At 70.0% G+C, this 26,524-nt stretch carries 24 protein-coding genes; 7 read left to right on the top strand and 17 right to left on the bottom strand.

Annotation, left to right across the window (positions count from 1 at the left end; genetic code table 11):
* Positions 1-68: 68 nt before the first annotated feature.
* Genes AC0KXF_RS09595 through AC0KXF_RS09620 form a run of 6 tightly spaced genes read left to right on the top strand, consistent with a single transcriptional unit; the run spans position 69 to position 6,163 of the window.
* Complete coding sequence (locus AC0KXF_RS09595; protein ID WP_473108963.1) at positions 69-809, top strand: tyrosine-protein phosphatase; 741 nt, start codon at positions 69-71, stop codon at positions 807-809.
* Positions 806-1,630 (top strand): metallophosphoesterase family protein, encoded by an 825-nt coding sequence (locus AC0KXF_RS09600; RefSeq protein WP_473108964.1) that lies wholly within the window; start codon positions 806-808, stop codon positions 1,628-1,630. The genes AC0KXF_RS09595 and AC0KXF_RS09600 overlap by 4 nt, the downstream gene beginning before the upstream one ends.
* Positions 1,620-2,645 carry an ABC transporter substrate-binding protein gene (locus tag AC0KXF_RS09605; protein WP_473108965.1) on the top strand — a complete coding sequence of 342 codons (1,026 nt, stop codon included), beginning with the start codon at positions 1,620-1,622 and terminating at the stop codon, positions 2,643-2,645. The genes AC0KXF_RS09600 and AC0KXF_RS09605 overlap by 11 nt, the downstream gene beginning before the upstream one ends.
* The gene (locus AC0KXF_RS09610; protein WP_473108966.1) at positions 2,629-4,305 is read left to right on the top strand and encodes an ABC transporter permease; all 1,677 of its coding nucleotides are present in this window, start codon (positions 2,629-2,631) and stop codon (positions 4,303-4,305) included. The genes AC0KXF_RS09605 and AC0KXF_RS09610 overlap by 17 nt, the downstream gene beginning before the upstream one ends.
* A gap of 8 nt (positions 4,306-4,313) precedes the next feature.
* Positions 4,314-5,555, top strand: a complete 1,242-nt coding sequence (locus AC0KXF_RS09615) for an ABC transporter ATP-binding protein (RefSeq protein WP_473108967.1) — start codon at positions 4,314-4,316, stop codon at positions 5,553-5,555.
* Positions 5,552-6,163, top strand: a complete 612-nt coding sequence (locus AC0KXF_RS09620) for a histidine phosphatase family protein (protein WP_473108968.1) — start codon at positions 5,552-5,554, stop codon at positions 6,161-6,163. The genes AC0KXF_RS09615 and AC0KXF_RS09620 overlap by 4 nt, the downstream gene beginning before the upstream one ends.
* Here the strand turns inward: AC0KXF_RS09620 and AC0KXF_RS09625 are convergent.
* The 15 genes from AC0KXF_RS09625 to tilS form a co-directional block, all read right to left on the bottom strand.
* A complete protein-coding gene (locus tag AC0KXF_RS09625; RefSeq protein WP_473108969.1) occupies positions 6,144-7,364 on the bottom strand; it encodes a serine hydrolase domain-containing protein in 1,221 nt (406 codons plus the stop codon). The genes AC0KXF_RS09620 and AC0KXF_RS09625 overlap by 20 nt on opposite strands.
* Before the next feature lie 21 nt (positions 7,365-7,385).
* The gene (locus tag AC0KXF_RS09630) at positions 7,386-9,167 is read right to left on the bottom strand and encodes a biotin carboxylase (RefSeq protein ID WP_473108970.1); all 1,782 of its coding nucleotides are present in this window, start codon (positions 9,165-9,167) and stop codon (positions 7,386-7,388) included.
* Between the two features lie 188 nt (positions 9,168-9,355).
* On the bottom strand, positions 9,356-10,837 hold the full coding sequence (gene cls / locus AC0KXF_RS09635; RefSeq protein WP_473108971.1) for a cardiolipin synthase: 1,482 nt from the start codon (positions 10,835-10,837) through the stop codon (positions 9,356-9,358).
* 118 nt (positions 10,838-10,955) lie between these two features.
* Entirely contained in the window at positions 10,956-11,135 is a 180-nt protein-coding gene (locus tag AC0KXF_RS09640; RefSeq protein WP_473108972.1) for a hypothetical protein, read from the bottom strand.
* Positions 11,136-11,188: 53 nt separating this feature from the next.
* Positions 11,189-12,727, bottom strand: a complete 1,539-nt coding sequence (gene lysS, locus AC0KXF_RS09645; protein WP_473108973.1) for a lysine--tRNA ligase — start codon at positions 12,725-12,727, stop codon at positions 11,189-11,191.
* An 83-nt stretch (positions 12,728-12,810) separates the two neighbouring features.
* Positions 12,811-13,527, bottom strand: a complete 717-nt coding sequence (locus AC0KXF_RS09650; protein WP_473108974.1) for a DUF2520 domain-containing protein — start codon at positions 13,525-13,527, stop codon at positions 12,811-12,813.
* Positions 13,524-15,293 (bottom strand): PH domain-containing protein, encoded by a 1,770-nt coding sequence (locus AC0KXF_RS09655; protein WP_473108975.1) that lies wholly within the window; start codon positions 15,291-15,293, stop codon positions 13,524-13,526. Before AC0KXF_RS09655 ends, AC0KXF_RS09650 begins: the two co-directional genes overlap by 4 nt.
* Positions 15,290-15,808: a PH domain-containing protein gene (locus tag AC0KXF_RS09660; RefSeq protein WP_473108976.1), complete on the bottom strand. Its 519-nt coding sequence runs from the start codon at positions 15,806-15,808 to the stop codon at positions 15,290-15,292. Before AC0KXF_RS09660 ends, AC0KXF_RS09655 begins: the two co-directional genes overlap by 4 nt.
* A gap of 53 nt (positions 15,809-15,861) precedes the next feature.
* Entirely contained in the window at positions 15,862-16,383 is a 522-nt protein-coding gene (locus AC0KXF_RS09665) for a DUF3180 domain-containing protein (protein ID WP_473108977.1), read from the bottom strand.
* Positions 16,370-16,900 (bottom strand): 2-amino-4-hydroxy-6-hydroxymethyldihydropteridine diphosphokinase, encoded by a 531-nt coding sequence (gene folK, locus AC0KXF_RS09670; RefSeq protein ID WP_473108978.1) that lies wholly within the window; start codon positions 16,898-16,900, stop codon positions 16,370-16,372. The genes AC0KXF_RS09665 and folK overlap by 14 nt, the downstream gene beginning before the upstream one ends.
* Positions 16,897-18,255: a dihydropteroate synthase gene (gene folP, locus AC0KXF_RS09675; RefSeq protein ID WP_473108979.1), complete on the bottom strand. Its 1,359-nt coding sequence runs from the start codon at positions 18,253-18,255 to the stop codon at positions 16,897-16,899. Before folP ends, folK begins: the two co-directional genes overlap by 4 nt.
* The gene (gene folE, locus AC0KXF_RS09680) at positions 18,252-18,854 is read right to left on the bottom strand and encodes a GTP cyclohydrolase I FolE (protein WP_473108980.1); all 603 of its coding nucleotides are present in this window, start codon (positions 18,852-18,854) and stop codon (positions 18,252-18,254) included. Before folE ends, folP begins: the two co-directional genes overlap by 4 nt.
* A gap of 5 nt (positions 18,855-18,859) precedes the next feature.
* Positions 18,860-21,100 (bottom strand): ATP-dependent zinc metalloprotease FtsH, encoded by a 2,241-nt coding sequence (ftsH, locus tag AC0KXF_RS09685; protein WP_473108981.1) that lies wholly within the window; start codon positions 21,098-21,100, stop codon positions 18,860-18,862.
* Positions 21,101-21,247: 147 nt separating this feature from the next.
* A complete protein-coding gene (gene hpt, locus AC0KXF_RS09690) occupies positions 21,248-21,838 on the bottom strand; it encodes a hypoxanthine phosphoribosyltransferase (protein WP_473108982.1) in 591 nt (196 codons plus the stop codon).
* 154 nt (positions 21,839-21,992) lie between these two features.
* On the bottom strand, positions 21,993-23,039 hold the full coding sequence (gene tilS, locus AC0KXF_RS09695) for a tRNA lysidine(34) synthetase TilS (protein ID WP_473108983.1): 1,047 nt from the start codon (positions 23,037-23,039) through the stop codon (positions 21,993-21,995).
* A 211-nt stretch (positions 23,040-23,250) separates the two neighbouring features.
* Between tilS and ppa the strand changes: the two genes are divergently transcribed.
* Complete coding sequence (ppa, locus tag AC0KXF_RS09700; RefSeq protein ID WP_473108984.1) at positions 23,251-23,745, top strand: inorganic diphosphatase; 495 nt, start codon at positions 23,251-23,253, stop codon at positions 23,743-23,745.
* Positions 23,746-23,829: 84 nt separating this feature from the next.
* Here the strand turns inward: ppa and AC0KXF_RS09705 are convergent, their stop codons facing one another.
* Positions 23,830-25,167: a peptidoglycan DD-metalloendopeptidase family protein gene (locus tag AC0KXF_RS09705; RefSeq protein ID WP_473108985.1), complete on the bottom strand. Its 1,338-nt coding sequence runs from the start codon at positions 25,165-25,167 to the stop codon at positions 23,830-23,832.
* A gap of 110 nt (positions 25,168-25,277) precedes the next feature.
* Positions 25,278-26,492: an acyl-CoA dehydrogenase family protein gene (locus AC0KXF_RS09710; RefSeq protein ID WP_473108986.1), complete on the bottom strand. Its 1,215-nt coding sequence runs from the start codon at positions 26,490-26,492 to the stop codon at positions 25,278-25,280.
* Positions 26,493-26,524: the final 32 nt, after the last annotated feature.

The raw sequence follows: 26,524 nt of genomic DNA on the forward strand, positions 1-26,524 counted from the left end.
GATGATGTAACACATTCCAGAAATCCTGGAACAAGGCGAAACACTCGCCGCGTCACTCGAGGAGCCCCGTGTTCGAATTCCCGCTCGACGGCAGCTACAACGCCCGCGGCATCGGCGACGAGACCGCCCCGTGGCTCGTGCGATCCGCCGCTCTCGACGAGCTGACGGCCGACGGCGAACGCACCCTGCGCGAGCGCGGCGTCGACCTCGTGATCGACCTGCGCGAGCCGTCGGAGCATCGCGCCCGCAACCACTCCCTCGCCGTGCGCTCGCTCCCCGTCTACGGCGAGCGACCTCCGGCGAGCGGCACGCTCGAATCGATCTACCGGGGCCTGATCCGCGACCGAGGACCGCGGCTCGCCACCGCCGTGATCGCGATCGCCGAGCACCCGGGCACCGCGATCGTGCACTGCACCGCCGGCAAGGATCGCACCGGCCTCGTCGTCGCACTCGCGAGACTCGCGGCCGGCGAACGACGCGACGACGTGATCGACGACTACAGCCGTTCCGGGATCTCGGTGCGCCCCGCCCGCCGCGCCCTCGTCGCCGGGCAGCTCGACGCGCTCGGCCTCGCCGACGGGCCTCGAGCCGACGCCGAGCGGCTGCACCTCGACAGCCCCGCCGAGGCCCTCGCCGCCGCCCTCGACCTCGTCGAGCAGCAGGGCGGGCCGAGCGCTTATCTGGCGCGCCACGGCGCCCGCCCCGAGCACCTCGCCGCGCTGGCCCGGCGGGCGTCGGCGGCGACGATCGCCGGCGCCGGACTCGCCGCTGCGACGCGGTTCGCATCCGATCCGGAGCCCGCGCGATGAGCTCGGCTACCGGACGATTCACCGTGCTGCACGTCAGCGACGTGCACGCCACCGAGGACGGACTGCTCTACGGCACCGTGGACGGCGTCGGACGGCTCGAGTGGGTGGGCGAGTACGCGCGCTCGGTGGGAATGACGCCGGAGGCCGTCATCATCACGGGCGATCTCGTGCAGCGCGGCCACCCCGGCGCGTACGAGTCGGTGTCCCGTGCCTGCGCTCAGCTGGCCGAGGTCGTGGGTGCCCCCGTCTTCACGGTGCTCGGCAACCACGACGATCCGACCGCCGCCGTGGCGCTCGCCGGTCACGGCGAGCGCCACTACGGCGTCGAGCACGTCGAGGGGTACCGCATCGTGCGCCTCGACTCGAGCACGGGCTCTCTCGGCCCGGAGCAGCTGGCCTGGCTCGCCGACACGCTGCGCGAACCCTCCGAAGCCGGCAGCATCATCGCACTGCACCACGCTCCGGTCGAGTCCCCACTCCCCTCGCTCAGCAAGCAGGGGCTCGCAGATGCGCACGGGTTGCTGAGCGTGCTCGAGGGATCCGATACCCGCGCGATCCTCGCCGGCCACTTCCATCACTCGCTCGCGGCCTCGCTCGGCGGCATCCCCGTGTTCGTCGGTCCCTCGCTCGCCTATCACCAGGTGATGGACGCCGGACCGGACACCGTCGCGGGCCACGATGCCCCCATGTTCTCGCTCGTGCAGTTCACCGCTCACGGGGTGAGAGCCGCGGCGATCGGTCTCCAACCGCCGCAACCCATCTTCTCCCGACCACTCACCCACTCCTCAGCACCATCAGAGAAAGCAGATCATGTCTCGTAACCGTTCACTCGGCGCCGTCGCGGCGCTCTCCCTCGCGGCCCTCGCGCTCACCGCCTGCTCGGCGCCGGCGGCCGACACCCCCGCAGACGCCACCGAGGCGGAGACCGCGAGCCTCACCCTCTACACCTCCGAGCCTCAGGAGAAGATCGACGAGCTCATCGCCGCCTTCACCGAGCAGCACCCCGAGATCGACGTCGAGGTGTTCCGCGCCGGCACCGGCGACCTCACGGCCCGTATCGCCGCGGAGGAGAAGGCCGGCAACATCGGCGCCGATCTGCTGCTCGCAGCCGACGCCCCGACCTTCGAGGACTACGCCGAGCGCGACCTGCTGCTCGAGTACGAGTCGCCCGAGGCCGCGAGCATTCAGCAGGATCTCATCGACCCGGAGCACTTCTACGTGGGCACGCGCCTGCTGCCGACGGTCATTGCGATCAACACGAACACGATCACCGACGCGCCGACGTCGTGGAACGATCTCACCGATCCCGCCTACGCCGGCAAGATCGCCATGCCCAACCCCGATGTGTCGGGCGCGGCGGCCTACAACGCGGCCGTCTGGCTCGACGAGCCGAAACTCGGCCAGAGCTGGCTCGAAGGCCTCGCCGCGAACCAGCCTCTGATCGCCGAAAGCAACGGTCCCGTGTCGCAGGCGGTCGCCGAGGGCAGCAGCCCGGTGGGCATCGTGGTCGACTCGCTCGTGCGCGATCTCGCCGCCGCCGGATCGCCGATCGAGGCCGTCTACCCCGAGGAGGGCGTGCCCTTCGTCTCGCAGCCCGTCGGCATCTTCGCCGACACCGAGCAGCCCGAGGCCGCGAAGCTGCTCGTCGACTTCCTGATCAGCAAGCAGGGCCAGGAGATCGCCGTCACCCAGTCCTACCTGCCGATCCGCGAAGATGTACAGAGCCCCGAGGGCGCTCCCGAGATCTCGGACATCGTGCTGCTGAACCCCGAGCTCGAGAAGATCCGGGCCACCCAGGCCTCCGCGGTCGAGACCTTCAATGGCCTCTTCCAGTAGCCCGCTCGCGCCTGCGGGTCCGGTCGTCGCCGGCCGGCCCCGCAGACGCATCGTGCGCCTCGACGGTCTCGGCACCGTTCGCGGCGCGCTGTGGGTCGTGGTCGGCGCGCTCGTGCTGCTGCCGATCGCGGCGATCGTGGCGCTCGCCGCGACGGGCGGGGGCTGGGCGCAGCTCGCCGACCCCGCCGTGCTCGACGCGGCGGCGAACTCGCTCGTCTCGGCGGCGCTGTCCGGAGCGCTCGCCGTAGCCATGGGCACCGCCCTCGCTCTACTGCTCGAGCGCACCGACCTGCCGGGTCGCCGGGCGCTGCGCCTCCTCGCTCTGAGCCCGCTGCTCATGCCGCCCTTCGTCGGGGCGATCGCGTGGCTGAGCCTGCTCGGGCCGAGCTCACCGGTGAACGTCTGGTGGTCGGCCCGCTTCGGCGCGCCCCTCTGGAATCTCTACGGCGGCGATGGTGTCGTCTTCCTGCTCGCGGTCCACGGCTACCCCGTGGCCATGATGATCGTCACCGCGGCACTGCGGCGCGTGCCGGCCGACCTCGAGCAGGCGGCGCGGATCGCCGGATCCTCAGCCGGGCGCGCGATGCTGGCGGTGACGCTGCCGCTCCTGCGCCCCGCCATGCTCTCGTCGTTCACGCTCATCGCCGTCTCGAACCTCGCAGACTTCGGCATCCCCTCGATCATCGGCCTGCCCGAGCGCTACGTCACCCTGTCCACCCTCGTCTACCGATATCTCCAGTCCGGCACGGTCGACGACCCGCTCGCGGTGGTCGCCGCCATCGGCTTCGTGCTGCTGGTGCTCGCTCTGCTCGGCGTGGTCATCGACCTGCTTCGCTCGCGCACGCGCGTCGAGCTCGACGGGCAGGCCGCTGCACCGGATCGGCTGCCGCTCGGCCGGGTGCGCATCACGGCGGGGATCGCCACCGCCGCACTCGTGCTGGCGATCACCGTACTGCCCCTCGTCACCCTCACCGCCCAGTCATTGCTGCCCGCTCCCGGTGTGCCTTTCACACCCGAGAACATCACCCTCGCCAGCTTCGAACGCGCGCTGACCGCGTCTGGCACGCTCACGGGCATCGGCAACTCGATGATGCTCGCCGTCTCGGCGGCCGTCATCTGCGGGCTGCTCGGGCTCGCGATCGGCACCCTCGTCACCCGCACCCAGGCCCGCGACAATGCGGGTCTGCTCGGGTTCGCACTGCTGCCGCAGGCGATCCCTGGACTCGTCATCGCGGTCGCCTGGCTGGTGATCGCCCCGAGCATCGGGCTCTACAACACGCCATGGATCATCCTCTGCGCCTACCTCACCTCGTTCCTCGCGCTGGTCGTGCAGTCGGTGAGCGCACCGCTCACCGCGACGCCCGGCACTGCCGAAGAGGCCGCCCGGGTGGCCGGAGCCTCGCGGTTGCGGGCGCTGTGGGATATCTCATGCCGCATGGCCGTGCCCGCGGCGCTGTCGGGGGCGGTTCTCGTCGCGCTCACCGCGGTGCGCGAGCTCACCCTCTCTGTGCTGCTGCTCTCCCCCGGCTCGCAGACCCTCGGCGTGGTCATCTTCAATCTGCAGCAGGCCGGCGCCTACAACGCCTCCTCCGCCCTCTCACTCATCGTCGCGCTCGTCGGCCTCGCCGGCCTCGGCATCACGGCGCGCAGCTCCCGTTAGGAATCCCCATGTCTTCGGTCTCCCTCACCTCGGTCAGCCTCGCCTACCCGGGCGGTCATCTCGGCCTCGCCGACGTCGACCTGCACGTCGGCGACGGCGAGTTCGTCGCGCTCATCGGCCCCTCCGGCTCGGGCAAGACGACGCTGCTGCGCACCGTCGCGGGCTTCGCACGACCCACCGCGGGCTCGGTGAGGATCGGCGACGCCGTCGTCGCCGACGCGGATCGCTGCGTGGAGCCGGAGCGCCGCGGTCTCGGCATGGTGTTCCAGCAGCACGCGGTGTGGCCCCACTGGAACGTGGGCCGCAACATCGAGTACCCGCTCAGGCGCGCCGGCGTCGCACGCGCCGAGCGGGCACGACGCGTCTCGGAAGCGCTCGAACTCGTCGGCCTCGCCGGCACCGAGCGCCGCAACCCGGCGACGCTCTCGGGCGGGCAGCGGCAGCGGGTGGCGATCGCCCGCGCCATCGTCGCCCGACCGCGGGTGCTGCTGCTCGACGAGGCGCTCTCGGCGCTCGACGAGCCGCTGCGCGACCGGCTTCGGCTCGAACTCCGGCTGCTGACACGGGAGCTGGGCCTCACCGTGCTGCACGTGACGCACGACCGCAGCGAGGCACTGACGCTCGCCGATCGCGTCATGGTGCTCGATGGCGGGCGCATCCAGCAGCAGGGCACCCCCGCGGAGCTTCTGCAGCGCCCGGCCTCCGCCTTCGTCGCGGGCTTCATCGCCGATGCGACCGTGATCGAGGGCGCCCTCGACGCGCGCGGGTTCCGAGCTCGCGACTCCGCACTCCAGGTGCCTGCGGAGCGGATCGAGGGCGAAGCCGGGGCGTCATCGTCCCGTTTCGGCGCCGCGGAGGCCACGACCGGATCCGGCTCACCTTCGCCTAGCTGCCCTGTCGAGCTGGCGGTGCTCCCCGAGCACGTGCGCGTCGCAGCCGATCCCGATGGGCCCGCCACGGTGGCCTCCTCGCTGTTCGGCAGAGACGGCGACGACCTCGTCGTCGACTGGAACGGACTGCGGCTGCGCAGCCGTGGGCGCGGGATCCGCTGCGCGTCGGGCGCGCGGGTGCGCGTGGAGGTCGAGCGCGCGATCGTCTACCCCTCGGCTGCCGTCGAGCGGCGGTCCGGGAGCACATACGGGATCGGGGCCGGGAGACGAGGCGCGGAGGATTCCTCGCAGCCCTCGCAGGGACGGTACGGGACAGCAGCAGGAGAGGCTCAGCCCGCACGTCCTAGGGTGAGGGCATGAGTTTCTCCACTGAGAATACGATCGCGCTCGTGCGCCACGGCGAAACCGATTGGAACCTGGCCGGCCGTATCCAGGGCCGCACCGACATCGCGCTCAACGACACCGGCAGAGCGCAGGCTGCCCAGACCGGGCGACTGCTCGCCTCGCACGGCAGCTGGGCGGGACTCGTCAGCTCGCCCCTCGGCAGAGCGGTCGAGACTGCGGAGATCATCGGATCCACGATCGATCGCACCGCGCCCACGATCGACGAGGGCATCTGGGAGCGCAACTTCGGTCTCGCCGAGGGCATGCACTTCGCGGACGCCGACGCGCGCTGGCCGGGCCTCCGCGGCATCCCGGAGTCGGAACCGCTCGAAGACATGAGCGAGCGCGGGGCGGCCGCGCTGCTGCGCCTGCTCGAGACCGCCCCCGGCAGCGTCGTCGTGTCGCACGGAGCACTCATCCGCTGGAGCCTCTCGCGCATCGCGGGATCGCCGCTCCCCCGGGTGCTCAACGGCGAGATCTGGATGCTCAGCCGGGATCACGAGTCGGGGGCCGCGCCCCGCGTCGAACGGTTCGCAGCCCCCGGCCCGGTGCAGGATCGTCGGCCTACACTTCTCCGCGATTGAGCGCCCAGGAGGCGACCTCGAAGGCGCGCACCGTCCAGAACAGCTTCTCGGCGTCCTGCGGAGCGGGCCAGCTCGACATCTTCACTCCGACCACTCCCGTGAGACGGTTCATGTAGATCATCTGGCCGTGGATCCCGAGCGCGAGCATCACGTCGCCGCTCTCGCCCGGGAACCAGAAGCCGTTGCGGTACATGCCGCCGCTCATATAGGCGGAGTCCTCGGAACTCGCGAAGGCCTCGCGAGAGTCCGGGCCGCCCGCATACGTATCCTCGACCCACCACTCCGGAAGCACAGCGACGCCGTCGAGCGCGTAGCCCCTGTTGACGTAGAGGTTGCCGAAGCGCGCGAGATCCCGCATCGCCGCCGAGACGCCGCCGTCGAACATGCCGCCGCCCACACTGTCGATCCCCACGTGAGCGTCGAACTCGGCCCCCATCGGCTGCCACAGCCGCTCCGACATCACGTCGGCGGCATGACGCCCCGCCGCCCCCTGGATCACGAACCCGAGCGCATCCGTCTCGCACGATTTGTAGTCGAAGGGTCCGCCGTGCGGCCCGTCCTGCCCGAGCGTGCTGAGGAATCCCAGCAGCGAATCGGGCACCTCGGGATGCTTCTTCGGCGCCCAGCCGATGGCCTCCTCGAGCAACCGCACCTCGGCGTCCTCGTTGAGGTACTCCTCCGAGAAGTGCACGCCCGTGCGCATGTCGACGAGGTGCCGTACCAGGGCGCCCTCATAGCCGGACCCCGCGAGCTGCGGCACGTAGTCGGTGACGGGAGCTTCGAGATTCAGCTCGCCGCTCGCCGACAGCAGGCCCGCGGTCGTCGCGGTGAGCGATTTCGACACCGACATCAACAGGTGCATGCCCGCGGGAGCGAGGGTGCCCAGGTACTGCTCGCCCACGATCGCGCCCCGGTGCGTCACCATCCAGCCGTCGGTATGGGTCGCCCCCATGACCTCCGTGAAGGTGGCGCTGCGATCGTCCCAGGGGTGCGGCACGCTGAGCGCACCGAGATCCGACGGCCGGAGAGCGAACTCCGTGGCACGCCCTCCTCGGCGAATCCCGTGCACCGGCAGAAAGGACTGAATGTTCTGCATCGACCACTGCAGGTAGGGCGCGAATTGCCACTGGTCGAGTGGCGGAACGACGTCGATGTACCCCGGCGCAGGGCCGTTCAAACCGTATCCAGTCTCAGCGCTCATCCTTTCAGTATCCCACGCCGATCACTTCCCCTTGGCGGGGGCCGGCCTCGGAGCGGGCTCGTCGCCCTCGACCACGGTCGTGCGATACATGCCGCGGATCGCATCGATCAGGTACTTCGCGTGCAGCGTGAGGCCACCATGGCTCGCCTCGAGGTGGGCCTTCGTCACAAGGATCCCGAGATCCGCGCCCTTCCAGCGGTAGTCGCCCTCCTGGTAGATGCGCAGGTAGAACGCGTCGGACTCGTTGCCGAGCAGGTGCCAGTCGTAGTCGTGGTGCGTGTAGACGAGGTTGCCGTAGTGGTCGAGCGAGTACCGGCCGGTGCGCGGCGCCGCGTCGATGCGCTCCACGGTGCTGCTCGTGTGCTTGATCACCATGTGGCTCCACTCGTCCTCGGAGGCCAGCTCCTCCCAGCGGAGGTTGATCTCCTCGACATCGATCTCGAAGTCGACGCCCGAATACTCGAGCAGGTGGAACGCGAAGAGCGGCACGTCGGCGTAGGCGCCGGCCGTGACGTTCGTGATCGCCGAGGCCCCGCTGATCCGGGGGTTCAGCTCCCCGAGATACACGTCGCCGGTGTCGGTGTCGAGCAGCACGTCGACCTCGAAGAAGCCTCGGTAGCCCTCCTTGCCCAACCGGTCGCCGAGCCTGCGCACGAGTTCGATCGCCGCGTGCCGGCTCTCGTCGTCGAGCACCGTCGGGAACATCTCGTTGCCCGCCCAGCCCCCTCGGTACGGAGTCAGGTCTGCGTGCCCCGTGATCTCTGTCATGCAGGGGCCGACCACCGTGCCCTGCCGGGTCAGTACGGCCTCGATCGCGATCGGGCGATTGTTGATCCGCTTCATCACCTTGATCTCGACGTCGGTGACCTCATCCGCGATCGCGGCGAATTCCGCCTCGCTGGTCACGAAGTAGGTGGTCTTGCCGGAGTCGCCGTAGGCGGTCTGGATCACCAGATCCTGCCCCAGCCCCGCTTTCTCGGTGACCTCGACCAGCTCATCCCAGTCTTTGACCGTGGTGAGCGCGTTCGGCACGCTCGGCACCCCCACGGAGTCGGCGATCTGGGTGGTGACGATCTTGGAGTCGAGCCGCTCGCGCAGCTCGTGGCTCGGCAGGATCAGTTCGTAGTCGAGCTCTTCGCAGATGCGCTCGGTCTCCTCGTTGAAGAACACCATGACGATCTGCGGACGCGCGCCGGGAGGCGTGCGGCGCTCGATGTGAGCGCGCACCTCGTGGTTGCGCAGCAGCCAGTTGTTGATCTCCTCGCCGCTCTCGAACTCGATGTACGGCTTCTCGGTCGGCGTGAACACCCGCGGGTGGTTGCCGTCCCAGCTGTCGTAGTAGGTGATGAACGAGAAGCCGCGCACCCAGCGGTCGAGGCCGAGCAGGTTGAACGCGGTCGCACCCACGAAGAACACCGGAGTGTCGCTCGTGCGCAGGTAGTGGCGGATCTCGGAGATGTTCTTGAGCTTCGTGAACCCGCTGCGGCCGATCGCAACCGGACCCGTCACGGGAGCCTTGCGCGGACGCTTGCGGCGCACGAGCGACTTCTTCGCCGCCGCCTGCGCCTTCGCAGCGGGAGCGGGGGTGCTCTCAGCCGAGGTCTGGGCGGCGGAGCGGGGCTTCGCGGCTGCTTTGGCCTTGCCCGCGGCCTTCGCCGGGGCGGTCTTCGCCGACGTCGTCTTCGACGCGGCCTTCGCGGTGCTCGGCTTGGCTGCCGCCTTGGCAGACGCGGCCTTCGCAGCGCTCGACTTCGCGGTGGCGGTCTTCGTCGGCGCCTTCACGGCAGCCGGCGTCTCCGCCACAGCTTGTTCACCCGGTGCCGTGGCGTTCGCTGCCACCGCGGCGGGGGTGTTTTCGGACAGGGGGGAAGTAGCCTTACGCGCCATTGCGTTTCCTTCCGTCGAATACGGTAGTGGCATGCTTGCACACCCGAGACGGAATTCCAAAACGAGCCCCGTCCGAGCGCGCCATCGACGCGAGGAAGCCCGGATTACTGCAGTGCCGAGGTGAGACGCGCGAGCCCGTCGAGCAGCTGCGAGGGCAGCGGCTGCTGCTCCCACTCCTCGAGGGTCAGCTCGCGCGCATTCGCGCGGTAGTAGTCGTTGACGTCGTCGAGATCCCGCACGAAATCAGCGCCGTGCACCACCATCGAGATCTCCATGTTGAGGCCGAAGGATCGCTGGTCCATGTTCGAGGAGCCCACGACGGCGACGTCGCCGTCGATGGTGAAGTGCTTCGAGTGCAGGATGTACGGCGGCCGGAACATCCAGATCCGCACACCGGCGCGCAACAGCTCCTCGTAGTAGGAGCGCTGCGCGTGGTAGACCACGGCCTGATCCCCGATCTCGGACACGAAGAGCTCGACCGCGACTCCGCGCGCCGTCGCCGCGCGCAACGCGTTCATGATCGAGCCGTCGGGCACGAAGTAGGGGCTCGTGATGCTGATGCGCCGGTGCGCGGCGTAGAGCAGCGACACGAACACCTGCAGGTTGTTCTCGGCCCCGTAGCCGGGGCCGCTCGGCACGATCTGGCAGTCGAGCCCCCCGGGGCGCTCCACCTCGAGCGACCCCTCGGCGATGTTGGTGAGATACTGCCCCGTCTCGAGGTACCAGTCCCCCTGGAACACCGCCTCGAGACCGAGCACGATCGGCCCCTCGACCCGCACCATCAGGTCTTTCCAGTGCAGCCCCCTGCGCCGGTTCGACGGCTTGTTATAACTCGAGTCGACGAGGTTCTGGGAGCCCATGAACCCGACTCGGCCGTCGACCACGATGAGCTTGCGGTGGTTCCGCAGATCCGGCCTCTGGTACTCGCCGCGCCACGGACGCACCGGCAGCATGTAGACCCACTCCGCCCCCATCTCGGTGAGGCTCCGCCTGGTCCGCGCCGCGCCCGGGTTGCGCACGGCCGAGATATGGTCGAGCAGCACGCGCACCTTGACCCCCCGCTCGATGGCTTCGCGCAGCGCGGTGAAGACGCAGTCCGTCGTGGGGTCGTGCACGAGGATGTAGAACTCCACGTGCACGTAGTCGCGCGCCTCGCGGATCGCCTCGGCCATGCGCTCGAGCGACTCCTCGTAGTCGATGCAGATCGAGGCCGTATTGCCGAGCAGCATGGGCTGCGCGCCGAGCGAGCGGCCGAGCTTCACCGCGTTGTCCACGCCGGGCGGCAGCTCCGTCTCGGGCGTCACAAGGCCGTTGTCCTCGCGGCTCGAGACCTCGGCGACGAACTGGTTGACCGCCTCCTGCTTGCGCTCGCGCTTTTTGGGGAGCCGCTTGCTGCCGATGATGAGGAAGAGCAGCAGGCCCGGTACCGGCAGCAGAAAGATCGCGAGCAGCCAGGCCATCCCCGCTGTCGGGCGCCGATTGCGCGGCACGACGAACAGCGCCACGATCCTGATGATGATGTCGACGATCAGCGCTGCGAGGGTCCACAGGTAGGGCCAGTTGAACCCGGACCAGCTCAGATCCATGCACGCCGCCTTCCCTGCGCATCACAGGGATGTTCTCACCCCAGTGAGAACACTCTATCGAGTGAGAGGGCCGCCCGGAGCCGGGTCCGAGTTCGCTCCCGGCCTTGATCAGGCGGCTTCAGGAATCATCGCGCAGCGGCAGGCCGGCCTTCGCGCGCTCCTCATTCTCGATCTGCTGGTAGATGCGACGCTCGGTGCGGTCGGCGCGCAGGATCAGGCGCATCACCAGCCAGAAGAAGATTCCGATGAGCACGGTCGGGATCAGCGACCAGATCGCGTTCATCCACCAGTTGTCCATGTGCACCAGAGTACCGGCCCTCCCCCGGTTCTTCCTGAGTCCCGCTGCGCAGGCTACTTCACAAGGGGGAAGAGGATCGTCTCGCGGATCCCGAGCCCCGTCAGAGCCATGAGCAGACGGTCCATGCCCATCCCCATGCCGCCCGAGGGGGGCATGCCGTGCTCGAGAGCGCGCAGGAACTCCTCGTCGATGGGCATCGCCTCGTCATCGCCTCGGGCTCCCTCTGCGGCCTGCTGCACGAAGCGCTCGCGCTGCACGACCGGATCGACGAGCTCCGAGTAGCCGGTCGCCAGTTCGAAGCCGCGCACGTAGAGATCCCACTTCTCGACCACCCCGGGGATCGAGCGGTGATGACGCGTGAGCGGGCTCGTCTCGACGGGGAAGTCCATGACGAAGGTGGGGCGCGTGAGACCGTCCTTCACGAAATGCTCCCACAGCTCCTCGACGAGCTTGCCGTGGTTCGGCAGCTTCACCTCGACGCCCTCGGCGTCTGCGATGGCCTGCAGCTCTTCGACGGAGGTCTCGGGGGTGATCTCACGGCCCGCGGCCTCCGAGAGCGTTCCGTACATCGAGATGCGGTCCCAGTCTCCGCCCAGATCGAAGAGCGTGCCGTCGGCCCAGCGCACCACGTGGGTGCCCTCGCGATCGGTGCCCTCGTTCACGGCCAGGGCCGCGTTCTGGATGAGCAGCTGGGTGAGGTCGGCGATCCCGTTGTAGTCGGTGTACGCCTGGTAGGACTCGAGCATCGCGAACTCGGGGCTGTGCGTCGAATCGGCGCCCTCGTTGCGGAAGTTGCGGTTGATCTCGAACACCCGCTCCAAGCCACCGACGACCGCGCGCTTCAGGTACAGCTCGGGCGCGATGCGCAGATAGAGTTCGGTGTCGAACGCGTTCGAATGCGTGACGAACGGGCGCGCCGAGGCGCCCCCGTGCATGGTCTGCAGCATCGGGGTCTCGACCTCGATGAAGCCGTTCTCGGCGAAGGTGCGCCGCAGGCTCGCCATGGTGCGCGCGCGGGTCACGACGTTCGTGCGCGCCTGTTCGCGCTGGATCAGATCGAGGTAGCGCTGCCGCACCCGCGATTCCTCGCTGAGCTCCGCGTACATGTTCGGCAGCGGGGCGAGCGCCTTCGCCGCGATCCGCCACTCCCGCACCATGATCGACAGCTCGCCGCGTCGGCTCGAAACGACCTCGCCGCTCACGAAGAGGTGGTCGCCGAGGTCGACGAGCTCCTTGTAAGAGGCCAGCGATTCCTCGCCCACCTCCGCGAGGCTCACCATCGCCTGGATGCGAGTGCCGTCACCCGCCTGCAGCGACGCGAAGCACAGCTTGCCCGTATTGCGCTGGAAGACCACTCGCCCGGCCACACCCGCGATCTCGCCTGAGAGGCTGTCGGGGGTCTCCTCCAGGTGGGCCCACCTGGCGCGTACTTCGGGGATCGTCGCCGTGACGGGCACCTCCACGGGGTACGCCCCGCCGCCGAGTTCGGCGCCGGCGTTCAGCCGGTCCCGCTTCTCCAGGCGCACGCGCTTCTGCTCGAAGAGCTCCTCCTCGGTCTCGAGGGGCGCGTTGGCTGCGGGCTGGTCGCTCATGGGGCGGGTCCTCCGTGGTGTCGGCTCGAAGCACGCCGAACACGGGTGTTTCCGGCGCACCGATCCATCCTACCCGGCATCCGTCAGGGGAGGGGGTCGGAACCGGGATCGGCGCCGGCGACGCGCAGCTCCTCCTCGACCGCGGCGCGCACGATCCCTCCGATGAGGCGGTCGGGCCCTTCCACGCCGATCTCGCGGAGCGCACCCGCGGCCTGACGCACCACCGCTCGCGAGAACTCGGCAGCCGCGCCGACGGCCTCCGCGTACGCCGCACGATCCCGCTCCTCCACGATCACCGGCTCGGCTCCCATCTCGACCGCCAGCGCCTGCCCGATCGGCAGCACGGGAGCCGGAGCCGTCACCGCGATCGTGGCGCCGACGAGACGTGTGAGGTCGAGGCTCGTGCCGGTGAAGACGACGGCCGGGTGCAGCGCGAGCGGGATCGCGCCCGCGGCGAGGGCCGGACCGAACACGCCGTACCCGTGCTCGGGCGCCGTGTGGACGACGAGCTGGCCCGGCTGCCAGGCACCCGTCGCCGCGAGGCCGGCGGCGAGGTCGGGGAGCTCGGACCCCGGAATCGCGAACAGCACCAGTTCGGATCGGCGCACCACCTCGCCGACCTCCAGGATCGGAACACCGGGCAGCATCGTCTCGGCCCGCTCGCGGCTCTCATCGCTGATCGCCGAAATTCCGGTGATCGCGTGGCCCGCTCCGGCCAGGGCACGAGCGAGCACCGGGCCGACGCGGCCGGCTCCGACCACGCCGACGCCGAGTCGTGATGCCTGCTGCCCCGCGCTCACGGTCGGGGATCCCGATCCGACTCGACCGGAGCCGCGGCCTGCTCGAGCGACTCCCCGTGCCGGGGCCGAGGCGAGCCGTCAGGGGCTTCCTCCGGAACCGCGCGATGAACCGACTCCGCCCCCTGCACCCGGAGCACCGTCGCCGCGAGCAGATCGAAGGCGCGTTCCGCGGCGCGCAGCTCGATGCCGCGCATCTCCACGCGCACGGGCCCCAACACGGTATGCGCCTGAATGGAGGCGAGGCCGAGGAGTCTGTGGAGCAGCGGCCTGCGGAACTGCACCGACTGCGCGCGCACCACCGGCATCACGGCGAACGAACGGGTGAGCGCGCCGCGGCGGATGCGCAGCGTCGCCTCGGCGTCTCCGGCGTCGGCGATCCGCATTCCGGCCCGCGCCCGGCCCCAGAGCAGCACAGCGGCTCCCCTCGGCCCGGCCCCGAGGTAGCCCTCGGCCCGGCCCGACAGACCGTTGCGCAGCTCGGCTATCTCGCTCTCATCGTCGCCGACCCCCGGCAGGAGCGTGTCGATCACCCGCAGCACGTCCTCCTCGCCTCCCACCGGCAGCACCACGTTCTGCATGGTGTTCTGCCCGCCCTGGGACACGGAGTGGCCGGCGGTCGTGATGCGCACCTTCCACCAGCCGAAGGGGCGCCACATGAGCGGTTGTCTCGCCTCGACGGCGTGGATGCGCCCGAATGGGATCGTCTCGGTGACGGTCGCGGTGAGCCCCGCGCCGGTGCGGACGGCTTCGGCCGAGCGCGAGAGCGTGAAGTTGAAGCCCTTGTTGAACTGCCCGAAGACGATACCGGCCATGACGATGATCAGCGGGATGACACCGAGGATGACGGCGGGTTCGAACACGGCCGCACCGACCACGACACCCACGATGATGACCAGCGTGATCACCGCTTCCCAGCTGAGCGCGATGCTGCCGATGAGGCGCCCGACGGGCACCTTCACGAGTGTCTGGGCGGCGAGGGCCTCGGGGTCGACGTCGGCGTCGACGAAGTCCTGAGCGCGCGCCGTCAGCCCGCTGCTCGATCCGTCGAAGACGTACCCGTCGGGGCCCACCGGGGACGGCGCGACGATGGCCTCCGGAGCGACGGGAGCGTCTCCCGGCAGCCGCAACGTGGCGCCGGAGCGCTTCGCCGCCGCAAGACGCAGGATCTGCTCGCGCACCGTCTTCGCGTCGCGGTGGCTGAGGTACGACAGCTCGACCTTGCCGCCCTGGCCGCCCGTGAGCACCTCGATCTTGGTGAGTCCGAGGGCGCGCGCGAGCAGAGGGCGCTGCAGATTGACGCTCTGGATCCGTTCGAGCGGAGCCCTGCGATGCTTGCGGAAGAGCACGCCGCTCTGCTCCTCGACGGCCTCGGCGCCGATGCGGTAGGTGTGGAAGCGCCACGCGATCCACGAGAACAGCACGATGAGCAGGATGACGCCGAGCACGCCGCCCAGCACGAGCAGCAGCAGGCCCTGCTCCACGAGGTACTCGAAGAGGTCGACGATGTCGCCGCCCTCCTGCGACAGGTCGACCTCGACGCCGTCTCGGCTCCACACGCGGTCGGCGAAGAACAGCTCCACGAGGCGATCCCGGAAGTTCGCGATCACGATACCCGCGATCACCAGCAGCACCAGGCCGCCCCGCAGCAGCGGGGAGAGCGGGTGCAGGCGGCGCCAGCCCTTGGCGTCGGCGGTGCCCGGCAGCACCGAGTCGCCGGGCACCGTGACCTGGGCCGGCGCTCCGTCTTCGGGGTGCGCGTCGGTCACAGCCCCGACCTCCGCGTCTCGGCGAGCTCGACCAGGCGATCGCGCAGCGCCTCGGCGTCCTCGAAGCGCAGCCCCGGCAGGTTGACGCCGGTCGCGGCGGAGGCCGTGACGAACTTGAGCGTGGCCAGTCCGAGCGAGCGCAGCAGCGGGCCGCGGGTCACATCGACCATCTGCAGGCGCCCGTAGGGCACCGCGATCACACGCTCGAACATGATGCCCCTGCGGAACAGCAGATCGTCTTCGCGGAGGATATACCCGATCGCCTTCACGCGGCGGAACGCGAGCAGCGAATTGACGAGCAGCAGCACGAAGAGCACGCTCAGGCCGACGGTGACAAATACCGGTGGCTGCTCGTTCACGACCACGAGGAGCACCAAGAGCACGATCAGCACCACCGCGTCGAGCAGCAGATTCAGCACGAGATCGGCCACGGCATACTTCGGCGAGACCCGCTGCCACTCGAACTCGCCGTTCGGCCACCGGAGGTCACTGCTGATTCGCTGTTCGTCGTTCACGCCCTCAAGTGTAGAGGCCGCCTCCGACACGCAGGAAGCGTGCGGTCGACCGCTCAGCGCTCGCGGAACGCCGCCTGGTCGGCCGCGCCCTGACCGGGTGCGGGATCCGCGCCTCCCGACTCCGGGTCGTCATCGCCCGGGGGCAGCCGGCAGCAGTGCTCAGCGTACAGAGCGCAGCCCGTCAGCACCGCGCCGGCGACGAGGGTGAGCAGCATCGGCAGCCACGTCGCGGTCGGGGCCGGCACGCTGCGACCGAGCAGCGAGAGCGCCAGACCGCCGCCGAACCCGCCGAGCAGGCCGCCGACCAGCTGCCCGGCTCGCGACGCGGCGAGCAGCCGCACCGCTTGGAAGGGATTGACGGCGCCCGGCCCCTTCTTCAGCGCGCGCCGCAGCCTGAGCGCGAACACGATCAGCACCGCCGCCACGAGCACGAGCGTCAGCGGAAGCGACAGCGGGGGCACCATCGGCGACTGACCGCGGTTCGAGAGCGCGAACTGCACAAGCAGGCCGGCAGCCGCACCCATGATCGCCGCGGCCGCGAGGGCGCCCAGGCCGGGGCGCTCACCCCTCGGCATGATCGCCCGCTCCCGCCTCGTCGAAGGGTCGTGTGGTATCGCCCACACGCAGCAGCAGATCCGAGACCCGGCCATGCCCCATCAGCACCGCCCCCGGATCGAGGGCGAGCCAGGGAGCGAGCACGAAGTCCCGCTCGTGGGCGCGCGGGTGGGGCACCGTGAGGCGCTCGTCGGAGATCACGCGCCCGCCGTAGAGGATCAGATCGATGTCGAGCGTGCGATCCCCCCACCGCTCGTCGCGCACACGACCGTGCCGCGCTTCGATGCTCTGAATGAGGTCGAGCAGCACGTGGGGCCGCAGGGCGGTCTCGGCGATCGCGACGCCGTTCAGATAGCGGGGGGCGTCGGGGTCGGGCCCGTGCGCAGTGAGCGCGATCGTCTCGCGCAGCGGGGAAGCGCGCAGGTCGCGGATCCCCTTGGCTTCAGCGAGTTCACGCTGGGCGGCGCGGATCGTCTCGCCGCGATCGCCGAGGTTGGCGCCGAAGGCGAACAGCACCGGCACGATCTGCGCGATCACGGCCGCACCACCGTCACGGACACGTCGGAGAAGGTCGCGGCGATCGGAGCATCCGGCTTGTGCACCGTCACCCGCGCAGCATGCACGCCCGAGAAGCCGAGAGCGACCGCGGCGACACGCTCTGCCACGGTCTCGATGAGGTCGACCGGGTCGCGTTCGACCGCCGCGACGATCGCCTCCGCGAGTTCGCCGTAGTGCACGGTCCGCTCGAGCGCGTCGCCCGCGGCGGCGGCGCGAAGGTCGACCGAGACTTCGACGTCGACGATGAAGCGCTGCCCCTGCTCGCGCTCGAAATCGAATACCCCGTGATGGGCGTAGACCTCGAGCCCCGTGAGCACGATACGGTCGGCCGCCCCGGCCCGATCCTGGTCCCCACCCCCGGGGTCGTCCCCACCGAACCCTCCCGTAGGTATGGGATCGGCCAAAGGTATGGCGGATCCGCCCGCTACCGGCATATCTTCGGCAGATCCCATACGGATGGCTGCCAGGGAAACACCCCCATCCGGCCCGGCGGCCCCGCTCTCCTCACGGCTCCAGGCGCGCGTCACGGCGAGCGCCTCGACGCTGCCGGCGACGTCGTGCACCCGCACACCCCACGCCCCCGCACGAGCGGAGAGTGCGGTGACCACCGAGGTGGCGAGATCGCGCTGCTCGGGAGTCGTGGATCGGTTGGCACCCGTCGGCGACGCCAGCGCCTCGGCGAGCATGCGCTTGCGCGAGGCGCCGACCAGCACCGGATAGCCGAGCGAGGTCAGCTCACCGAGGTGCGCGAGCAGGCGCCAGCACTGCTCGCCGGTCTTGTCGAACCCGAGACCGGGATCGAGCACGATGTGAGAGCGGTCGACGCCCGCGCGCAGGGCCGCCTCCGCCTGCTCCGCGAGGGCCGCGCACACCTCGGCGACGACGTCCGTGTAGTCGGACCGCTGATGCTCGGGATCCGGTACTCCTCTCCAGTGCCCGATGACGAACCTCGCCCCGTGCTCGGCGCTCGCCCAGGCCGCGGCTTCGAGCATCGCGGGGTCGTGAGTGCCGCCCGAGACGTCATTGATGAAGCGCGCGCCCGCGGCGACGGCGAGCTGCGCGGTCTCGGCGTGGAGCGTGTCGATCGAGGTCTGGATACCGTCGGCGGAGAGCGCGCGGATCACCGGAAGCACGCGCCGCTGCTCCTCTTCGCGCGCCACGGGCGTCGCGCCGGGGCGCGTCGACTCGCCGCCGACATCCACGATGTCGGCGCCGTGAGCGACGAGCTCGCGGCCCCTGGCGATCGCGGCGTCGCCGGCGGAGAAGCGGCCGCCGTCGCTGAACGAATCGGGCGTGACGTTGAGCACCCCCATCACCAGCGGGGAACCGGTCATCGGTCGGCTCCCGAAGAGTGTTTCCCGGCAGCGCCCCCGATCAGCGCCATGACCTCGCTCCGAGCGGCGGGCTGCGCGAGCGCTCCGCTCGATGCCACGGTCACGGTCACGGCCTCGGTCTGGCGCACGCCGCGATCGGCCACACAACCGTGGCTCGCCTCGAGCACGACGAGCACCCCCTCGGGTGCGAGCCCCGATTCGAGGGCCTCTACGATCTGCTGCCCGAGCCGCTCCTGCACCTGCGGACGCGCCGCGAGCGTCTCGACGACCTTCGGCAGGGCGCTGAGCCCGACAATGCGGTCGCCCGGCCGGTAGGCGATATGCGCCCGGCCCCGGAATGGCAGGAGGTGGTGCTCGCACACCGATCGCAGCTCGATGTCGCGCAGCATCACGAGTTCGCCGGTCTCGTCGCCGACCGGAACCGAGTCGACGAGGTGCTGCATCGGATCCTGCCCGACCCCCGAGAAGAACTCCGAGTAGGCGTCGGCGACCCGGAACGGTGTGCTCGAGAGCTCGGCGCTGTCGGGGTCGGATCCGATCGCGCGCAGCAGTTCGCGCACCGCCGCGGCGATGCGCTCACGATCGACGGTCTCGGCCATGCGCTTTACCGGTCGTCGCGGTCGTCGTCGGACGGGCCGCGGACTCCGAGATTGCGGGGCGGACGGCTCGTCTCCCCCGGAGCGAGGGGACCCTGCTCAGGAACGGATCGAGGCGGGGCGTCGCGCGGCGGGACGTCCTGGCCCGAAGCCTGCGGCTCGCCCGCCTCATGGCCGCCGGCCCGGTCCGACGAGTCGTCGGCCGAGCTCTGCGCGCCGGCGTCGGGCGAAGCACCGGAACCACCCTCTGGCGAAACCGCAGTACCCGAAGCGGGATCGCCCTCGACGACATCGCCCGGGTGCCGGTCGTCGGTGCGCACCTCTGCGGGAACCTCGATGGGCGGCCGATCCGAGACGGGGCGCTGGTCGTTCGACAGCCAGGTCGGCCGCTCGGGCAGCTTCTGGACATCGCGGAAGATCTCGGCGATCTGCAGGTGATCGAGCGTCTCCTTCTCGAGCAGTTCGCGGGCGAGCGCGTCGAGGATATCCCGATTCTTCACGAGGATCTCGTACGCCTCGTTGTGCGCCTGCTCGAGCAGGGCGCGCACCTCGGTGTCGATCGACACCGCGACCCCCTCGGAGTAATCGCGGCTCTGGCCGAACTCTCCGAGGAAGGCTCCGGGCTGCGCCTGCCCCAGCTTCACCGGGCCGACCGAGGCCGACATGCCGTAGTCGGTGACCATCTTGCGCGCGGTGCCGGTCGCCTTCTCGATGTCGTTGCCCGCGCCGGTCGTGGGATCGTGGAACACGAGCTCCTCGGCCACGCGCCCGCCGAGCGCGTAGGCGAGCTGATCCTGCAGCTCGTTGCGCGTCACCGAGTACTTGTCCTCGAGCGGGATCACCATCGTGTAGCCGAGGGCGCGGCCGCGCGGCAGGATAGTGATCTTGGTCACCGGATCGGTGTGGTTGAGACCGGCTGCCACGAGAGCGTGGCCGCCCTCGTGATAGGCCGTGATGAGCTTCTCTCGGTCCTTCATCACCCGCGTGCGCCGCTGCGGGCCGGCGATGACACGATCGATCGCCTCGTCGAGCGCCCGGTTGTCGATGAGCTGCGCGTTCGAGCGGGCCGTGAGCAGCGCGGCCTCGTTGAGCACGTTCGCGAGATCGGCGCCCGAGAAACCGGGGGTCTTGCGAGCCACGATCTCGAGGTCGACATTCTGCGAGAGCGGCTTGCCCTTCGCGTGCACCTGCAGGATCTTGAGCCTGCCCGGCATATCGGGAGCATCGACGCCGATCTGCCGGTCGAAGCGCCCGGGGCGCAGGAGCGCGGGATCGAGCATGTCCGGGCGGTTCGTCGCCGCGATCATGATGACGTTGGTCTTCGGATCGAAGCCGTCCATCTCGACGAGCAGCTGGTTCAGCGTCTGCTCGCGCTCGTCATGGCCCCCGCCCATACCCTGACCGCGCCGCTGCCCCACGGCGTCGATCTCGTCGACGAAGATGATGGCGGGCGCGTTGGCCTTGGCCTCCTTGAACAGGTCGCGCACGCGGCTCGCGCCCACGCCCACGAACATCTCGACGAAGTCGGATCCCGAGATGGAGTAGAACGGCACCCCGGCCTCGCCGGCCACCGCACGGGCGAGCAGCGTCTTACCGGTGCCGGGAGGGCCGTACAGCAGCACGCCCTTCGGGATGCGCGCCCCCACCGCTTGGAATCGCGACGCGTCTTGCAGGAAGTCCTTGATCTCGTGCAGCTCCTCGACCGCCTCGTCGGCGCCCGCAACATCGGCGAAGGTGACCTGCGGCATGTCCTTCGAGACGAGCTTCGCCTTGTTCTTGCCGAACTGCATCACGCCGCGGCCGCCGCCCTGCATGGACGACAGCATCCACCAGATCAGCAGGCCGATGAGCAGCAGCGGCAGGAGGAATCCGAGCAGCGACCAGAGGGGGTTGGGCTGCGGCACCTTGTCGGTGAAGCCGTCCTTCAGATCGGCCTTGTTCACCGCGTCGACCACGGCCTCGCCGCGCTGCGACACGTAGTAGAAGAACACCTCGTCGGTGCCGGCCTTCTTATCGACCTTCTCGAGCGAGAGGTTGACGCGCTGGTCGCCGTCGATGATCTCGGCCTGCTTCACCTGGCCGTCCGATATCATCTCGAGCCCGCGCTCGGTCGTGACCTCGCGGGTGTCGCCGCCCGACAGCAGCGACCAGCCGAGCAGCACGATGAGCGGCGCGACGATCAGATAGAGCAGCGGGCCGCGGAAGAGCTTGCGGCTCTTCGACGTGCTCTTCGTTGGTTTCTCTGCCAAGTCAAGGCCTTTCGAGACGGGCGGTGCGGGTCGCTGCTGCAAGCGTAACCAATACCTCTGACATCGACCTGCGTCGGGCGCGTTTGTACGCTCACGGCGCAGAGCGCCGCACGGGCCTCGCAGCACAGCGACCCGCGCGAACCCGGCTCAGCGGCGATTCACCTCGCTGTCGAGCGCCTCGGCCTCCCCGCCGTACACGTGCGGAGCGAGAACCGCCACATCGCGCAGGTTGCGGTAGTCCTCGGCGTAGTCGAGTCCGTAGCCGACCACGAACTCGACCGGGATATCGAAGCCCACGTAGGCGACGTCGACCTGCACCTTGAGGGCCTCGGGCTTGCGCAGCATCGTGCAGATCCGCACCGACTTCGCGCCGCGGCTCTCGAGATTCTCCTTGAGCCACGCGAGCGTGAGCCCGGAGTCGATGATGTCCTCGACGATCAGCACGTCGCGCCCGGTGATGTCGCTGTCGAGATCCTTCAGGATCTTCACGACGCCGCTCGACTTCGTGCTCGCACCGTACGACGAGACGGCCATCCAGTCCATCTGCGCGTGGAACCGCAGTTCGCGCGCCAGATCCGCCATCACCATGACCGCGCCCTTCAGCACGCCCACCAGCAGCGGCGGAGTGTCCGCGTAATCGGCCTCGATCTCGCGCGCCATCTCGGCGAGGCGGTCGTGCAGTTCGGCTTCGGTGTGCAGTACGACAGAGAGGTCGTCACCCAGGTGTTTCGCGTCCATGCGCTCCATTCTCCCACTGCCGCCGCGTAGTGTCGGCACCCCTCGCGTCGCGGAGTCCCGTTTTGCCGCTTCGGCACGGGCCGACACAGCAAAACGGGACTCCGCGCCAGGGAGGTGCACAGCGGAAAGAGGACAAGAGGCCGCGGGTTCGGCTTCACCGCGCCCGGAACACGAGGCGCCCGGCCTCGCGCCGCACCGAGGCGCCCGGCACGTCGACGGGGCCCTGCCCGCGCCAGTCGGTCACCAATCGCGCGACCGCGCGGGTGTGCTCCCGGCTGAGCTGGGCGCCGAACTCGGCGCGCGCGACGAGTCTGATGATCCGGTGCCTGAGCGCCGGCGGGTTCGCGGCGAGCGCTGCGACCGACACCGCGATGCCGGCCTCGGCGTGCTCCACGATCTCCTCGAGGGTCTCCTCGGCGAGGGCGTCGAGCGCGTCGGCGTCCTCGCGCGCGAGGTCGGCCGTGCGGGCGAGGGCTCCCGCGATCCCGGGCCCCAGCTCGCGTTCGAGCGCGGGAAGCACGCTCCGCCGCACCCGCACCCGGGTGTACGCGTCGTCGTCGTTGTGCGGGTCTCGCCACGGCTCGATCCCGAGCTCGGCGCACGCCGCCTCGGTGATAGCGCGGGTCACGGCCGGCTGCTCCCCCAGGAAGGGACGCAGGATCACGGCTCTCTCCGAGCCGCCGGCGTCGAGCGCGCGCCTGGCCGGGATCCCCGAGAGGCTGCGCGATCCGGACCCCCTGACCAGGGCGAGCAGCACCTGCTCCGCCTGATCATCGCGCGTGTGCGCGGTCAGGATCGCGGCGGCCCCCGTCCGCTCAGCCGACCGGGCGAAAACCGCGTACCGAGCGGATCGCGCGGCCGCCTCGGGTCCGTCGCCGCCCTCGCCGCTCACGGTCACCCGCTCGACGATCACGGGGTCGAGTCCCAGGGCCGCGGCCCGCTCGGCCGCGCGCGCCGCGACCGTCTCGGAACCGGACTGCAGGCCGTGATCCACCACCACGGCCCCCGCGCGCAGACCCGAGCGCGGCGCCTCGTAGGCGGTCGCGGCCGCGAGAGCCAGAGAGTCGGCCCCGCCCGAGAGCGCCACGAGCACGAGCGGAGACGCGGGCGCCTCGAGCCTCGCAGACCCCGGACCCGCGAGCCAATGCTCGAGCGCTCGCCGCACCGCCGCCCTGGTCTCGAGGATCGCGCGCTGCACCATGCCCCAACGCTACCGCGCTGCGGCGTGGGGTCGCGCCCCGCCAACCCGGCACCCGCGAAAGACCTCCTGCGTCATCTCGAGCACGGGGTCGAGACGTTGAGGGCGCCCCACGACGCGGGACGGCCGCACCCCGTCGGGTACCCTTAGACCGGCAATACACACCGAGGCCGGGATGCCCCGCCTCATGCGACAGAAAGCAACGGAGGAGCGCATGGCCGCAGCATTCGACGCCGTGATCGAGATCCCGAAGGGGAGCCGCAACAAGTACGAGGTCGACCACGAGACCGGTCGCGTCTACCTCGACCGCGTGCTCTACACGGGCTTCGTCTACCCCACCGACTACGGCTTCTTCGAGGAGACCCTGGGCGAGGACGGCGATCCGCTCGACGTGCTCGTGCTGCTCGACTACCCGGTGTTCCCCGGGGTCGGCGTGAAGGTCCGCCCGGTCGGCGTGCTCAAGATGAGCGACGAGGCCGGCGGCGACGACAAGGTCATCGCGGTGCAGCACAAGGATCCGCGCTGGCAGCACATCCAGGACGTCGCCGACATCCCCGAGTACACCCGCAAGGAGATCGAGCACTTCTTCGAGCACTACAAGGATCTCGAGCCCGGCAAGTGGGTGAAGGTCGACGCCTGGGGCTCGGCCGCCGATGCCGAGCAGCTGATCGTGGAAGCTCAGCAGCGCCTGCAGGCTGCGGGGCACTGATCTTCGCGGCGGTTTCCACCGCCGGCAACACGAGAGAGGGGCTCGGGATCGCGTGATCCCGAGCCCCTCTCTCGTACCCGCGTCCTAGAAGTTGATGTAGTACGCGGGGTTGACGAAGTCGTACCAGCCGCTGTCCTGGTTGGGTCGCATCTCGAAGTGGAGGTGGCAGCCGGTGCTCGCGCCGGTGCTGCCGACGTAGCCGATGGTCTGACCGGCCTCGACCCACTGACCGGCACCCACGCTCGCCCACTGAATCATGTGGGCGTACCGCGTCTGCCAGCCGTTCGGGTGGTTGATGTTGACCATGTTGCCGCCGCCACCGCCGTCCCAGTACGACATCTGCACCGTGCCCGGTGCCGCCGCGACGATCGGCGTCCAACAGCCGGTCGCGAGGTCGATGCCCGTGTGATCCGGGCGCCCGGGCGGGCGGAACCCCTCGGAGACGTAGTAGCCCGAGGTCGGCAGCACCCAGCCGTTGCTGGTCGTGGGGGGCGGGGGCGCGACGACGCCGCCCCCGCCTCCACCGCCACCGGTGCTTCCGCCGCCACCGCCGCCCTCATTGGCCCTGCGTCGCGCCTCTTCCTCGGCGCGCTTGCGCGCCTCCTCCTCGGCGCGGCGGCGCTCCTCCTCGGCCTTCCGGCGCTGCTCCTCCTCGATGCGGAGGCGCTCTTGATAGCCCTCGACGGTCTTGGTGGTCTCGTCTTTCAACGCTTCGAGCTTCACCTCGAGGTCGCGCTGCTGCGCCTCCTGAGCCCGCACCAGTTCCTCCTGCGAGCTCGCCGCGGCGGCCGCCGCCTTCTCCTTCTCGGCGTGCTGCTGACGCAGCACCTCGCGCTCGGCACGCGCGGTCTCAGCTTGCTTGCTCAGCGCGTCGGCGGTATTGGCGGCCTGTTCGGCCTCCTCGGAGAGCTGGGTGTTGCGCTCGGTGGCCTTCGACATCGAGGCCATGCGCTCGAGCAGCGCATCGGCCGTGCTGCCGTCGGAGTCGAGGAAGAGCTCCATGCTGCGATCCACCCCACCGGAGCGGTACATCTGAGCGACGATCACGCCGGCGCGATCCGCCGCTTCCTCCGCCGCTTTGCGGCTCTCCTCGGCCTGTCGCTCGAGGTTCTGCAGCTTCTCAGTGGCGCGGGCGAGTTCCTCCTCGGCCACTCGCAGCTCCTCGAACGCTGTCGCGTGCAGGTTGCGCAGGCGATCGAGCTCCTTCTCGCCCTCGGCGATGAGCCCCTCGATCTCGGCGACCTTGGCGGCCGCTGCCGCCTCGTTGTTCTTCGCCTGCTGCACCTCTTCCCAGGTGGGAAGGTCGAGCGCGTAAGCCGGGGTCGCTATGGCCTGCCCCCCGACGAGCAGTCCGGCAGCGATCACGCAGCTGCCGAGGATGCCGAAAACGCGTCGCGACGCCCCCGCGTTCTTCCTCGCCATATCCCCCAACTTCCGTTTCCGGACAGATTGATCCTCGCCCACGGTAACACTCCCGCTCTCCGATCGCACGGGGCGGGGCTCTCTGCCCCGCGATCCGCCCCACATACGCATCAGGTGTCGAGCAGAGCGGCCGCGAACATCGGCCTCGCGGCATCGGCGCCCGGCGGATGGAACAGGCTCGCCGCCGCGTCGCGGTAGAGCCGGGCGGCCTCGTGGTCGGCGTCGAACCCCGCGCCGCCGCAGCAGACGAGCGCGGTCTCGGCGCAGCGCCGAGCCGCATCACCCGCGTTGAGCCGGCTGCTGACGAAGCGGAGCGGCCAGCTCGCACCGTGGTCGACGAGCTCATCGAGGTCGCGGGTCGTCGCGTCGAGCTGCGCCGGCACCGCCATGAAATCGCGGTAGGCGTCGGCGAGGCGGGCTCGGTGCTCGGGTATCTCGGCGAGGCTCGTGTCACGACGGGCGGATCGGCGCTGCTCGAGCCCCTGCGCGGCCACCTCGAGCGCGCGCCTCGCCACCCCGGCGTAGACGGAGGCGACCAGCAGCTGGAAGTTGCCGGCGATCGCGAAGGTCAGGAGGTCGGGGTGATCCCCCGCCGGAATGCGCCGCACCACGCGATCGGCGGGCATCGGCGCGCTCTCGAGCACGGTCGCCCGGCTGTGCGAGGCCCGCATGCCGAGCACGTTCCAGCGATCCGACACCGCGACGCCGCCGCCCTCACGATCGAGGAAGCCGTAGACGAGCGCGGGCTGCTCGGCATCGCTCTCGTCGAGTCCGTGCACGATGAGCCGGGTCCAGGCCGGGGAGAGCGAGGTGAAGATCTTGATCCCGGTGAAGAGGTAACCGCCTCCGCCGTCCGGTTCGGCCCTCGTGCCCGATCCCTGCAGCACCCAGTCATTCCCCGGCTCGCTGATGCCGAACGCGAAGATCTCGCCCGCCTTCGCCTCCTCGAACACTCGAGCGAGCGAGCGGTCGCCGCGAGCGAACATGGCGTGCGCCACGCCCGTGCACATGAGGTGCATGTTGATCGCGAGCGCGGTGCCCGGTGCCGCGGCGGCGAGCCTCTGCTGCAACCGCGATACCTCGTGCAGACTGAGGCCCGGGCCGCCGTACTCCTCGGGTACGAACAGCTCGAGGTAGCCTCGCTCGCGCAGCTCGGCGAGGTCGTCGGCGCAGAAGCCATTCTCACGGTCGAGCACCGCAGCGCGCTCGCGGAAGCGAGTCAGCAGTTCGTCGGGAAGATAGTGCTCGGCCAGCAGAGCGTGCCGGGCCTCACGGTCGAAGGCCGGCTCGGGATGCGGGGTCCGGTTCGTCGCGTTCTCACTCACCCGGTCATGCTATCGAGCCGGTCGTCCGCGGC

It is taken from the genome of Leucobacter holotrichiae (assembly GCF_055791005.1).

Excerpts from the sequence above, each read along its gene's own strand:
- AC0KXF_RS09600 (WP_473108964.1), top strand. The coding sequence starts at position 806 with ATGAGCTCGGCTACCGGACGATTCACCGTGCTGCACGTCAGCGACGTG.
- AC0KXF_RS09610 (WP_473108966.1), top strand. The coding sequence starts at position 2,629 with ATGGCCTCTTCCAGTAGCCCGCTCGCGCCTGCGGGTCCGGTCGTCGCC.
- AC0KXF_RS09705 (WP_473108985.1), bottom strand. The coding sequence starts at position 25,167 with ATGGCGAGGAAGAACGCGGGGGCGTCGCGACGCGTTTTCGGCATCCTC.
- AC0KXF_RS09605 (WP_473108965.1), top strand. The coding sequence starts at position 1,620 with ATGTCTCGTAACCGTTCACTCGGCGCCGTCGCGGCGCTCTCCCTCGCG.
- hpt (WP_473108982.1), bottom strand. The coding sequence starts at position 21,838 with ATGGACGCGAAACACCTGGGTGACGACCTCTCTGTCGTACTGCACACC.
- AC0KXF_RS09640 (WP_473108972.1), bottom strand. The coding sequence starts at position 11,135 with ATGGACAACTGGTGGATGAACGCGATCTGGTCGCTGATCCCGACCGTG.
- folP (WP_473108979.1), bottom strand. The coding sequence starts at position 18,255 with ATGACCGGTTCCCCGCTGGTGATGGGGGTGCTCAACGTCACGCCCGAT.
- AC0KXF_RS09620 (WP_473108968.1), top strand. The coding sequence starts at position 5,552 with ATGAGTTTCTCCACTGAGAATACGATCGCGCTCGTGCGCCACGGCGAA.
- AC0KXF_RS09625 (WP_473108969.1), bottom strand. The coding sequence starts at position 7,364 with ATGAGCGCTGAGACTGGATACGGTTTGAACGGCCCTGCGCCGGGGTAC.
- AC0KXF_RS09615 (WP_473108967.1), top strand. The coding sequence starts at position 4,314 with ATGTCTTCGGTCTCCCTCACCTCGGTCAGCCTCGCCTACCCGGGCGGT.
- lysS (WP_473108973.1), bottom strand. The coding sequence starts at position 12,727 with ATGAGCGACCAGCCCGCAGCCAACGCGCCCCTCGAGACCGAGGAGGAG.
- folE (WP_473108980.1), bottom strand. The coding sequence starts at position 18,854 with ATGGCCGAGACCGTCGATCGTGAGCGCATCGCCGCGGCGGTGCGCGAA.
- ppa (WP_473108984.1), top strand. The coding sequence starts at position 23,251 with ATGGCCGCAGCATTCGACGCCGTGATCGAGATCCCGAAGGGGAGCCGC.
- tilS (WP_473108983.1), bottom strand. The coding sequence starts at position 23,039 with ATGGTGCAGCGCGCGATCCTCGAGACCAGGGCGGCGGTGCGGCGAGCG.
- cls (WP_473108971.1), bottom strand. The coding sequence starts at position 10,837 with ATGGATCTGAGCTGGTCCGGGTTCAACTGGCCCTACCTGTGGACCCTC.
- AC0KXF_RS09665 (WP_473108977.1), bottom strand. The coding sequence starts at position 16,383 with ATGCCGAGGGGTGAGCGCCCCGGCCTGGGCGCCCTCGCGGCCGCGGCG.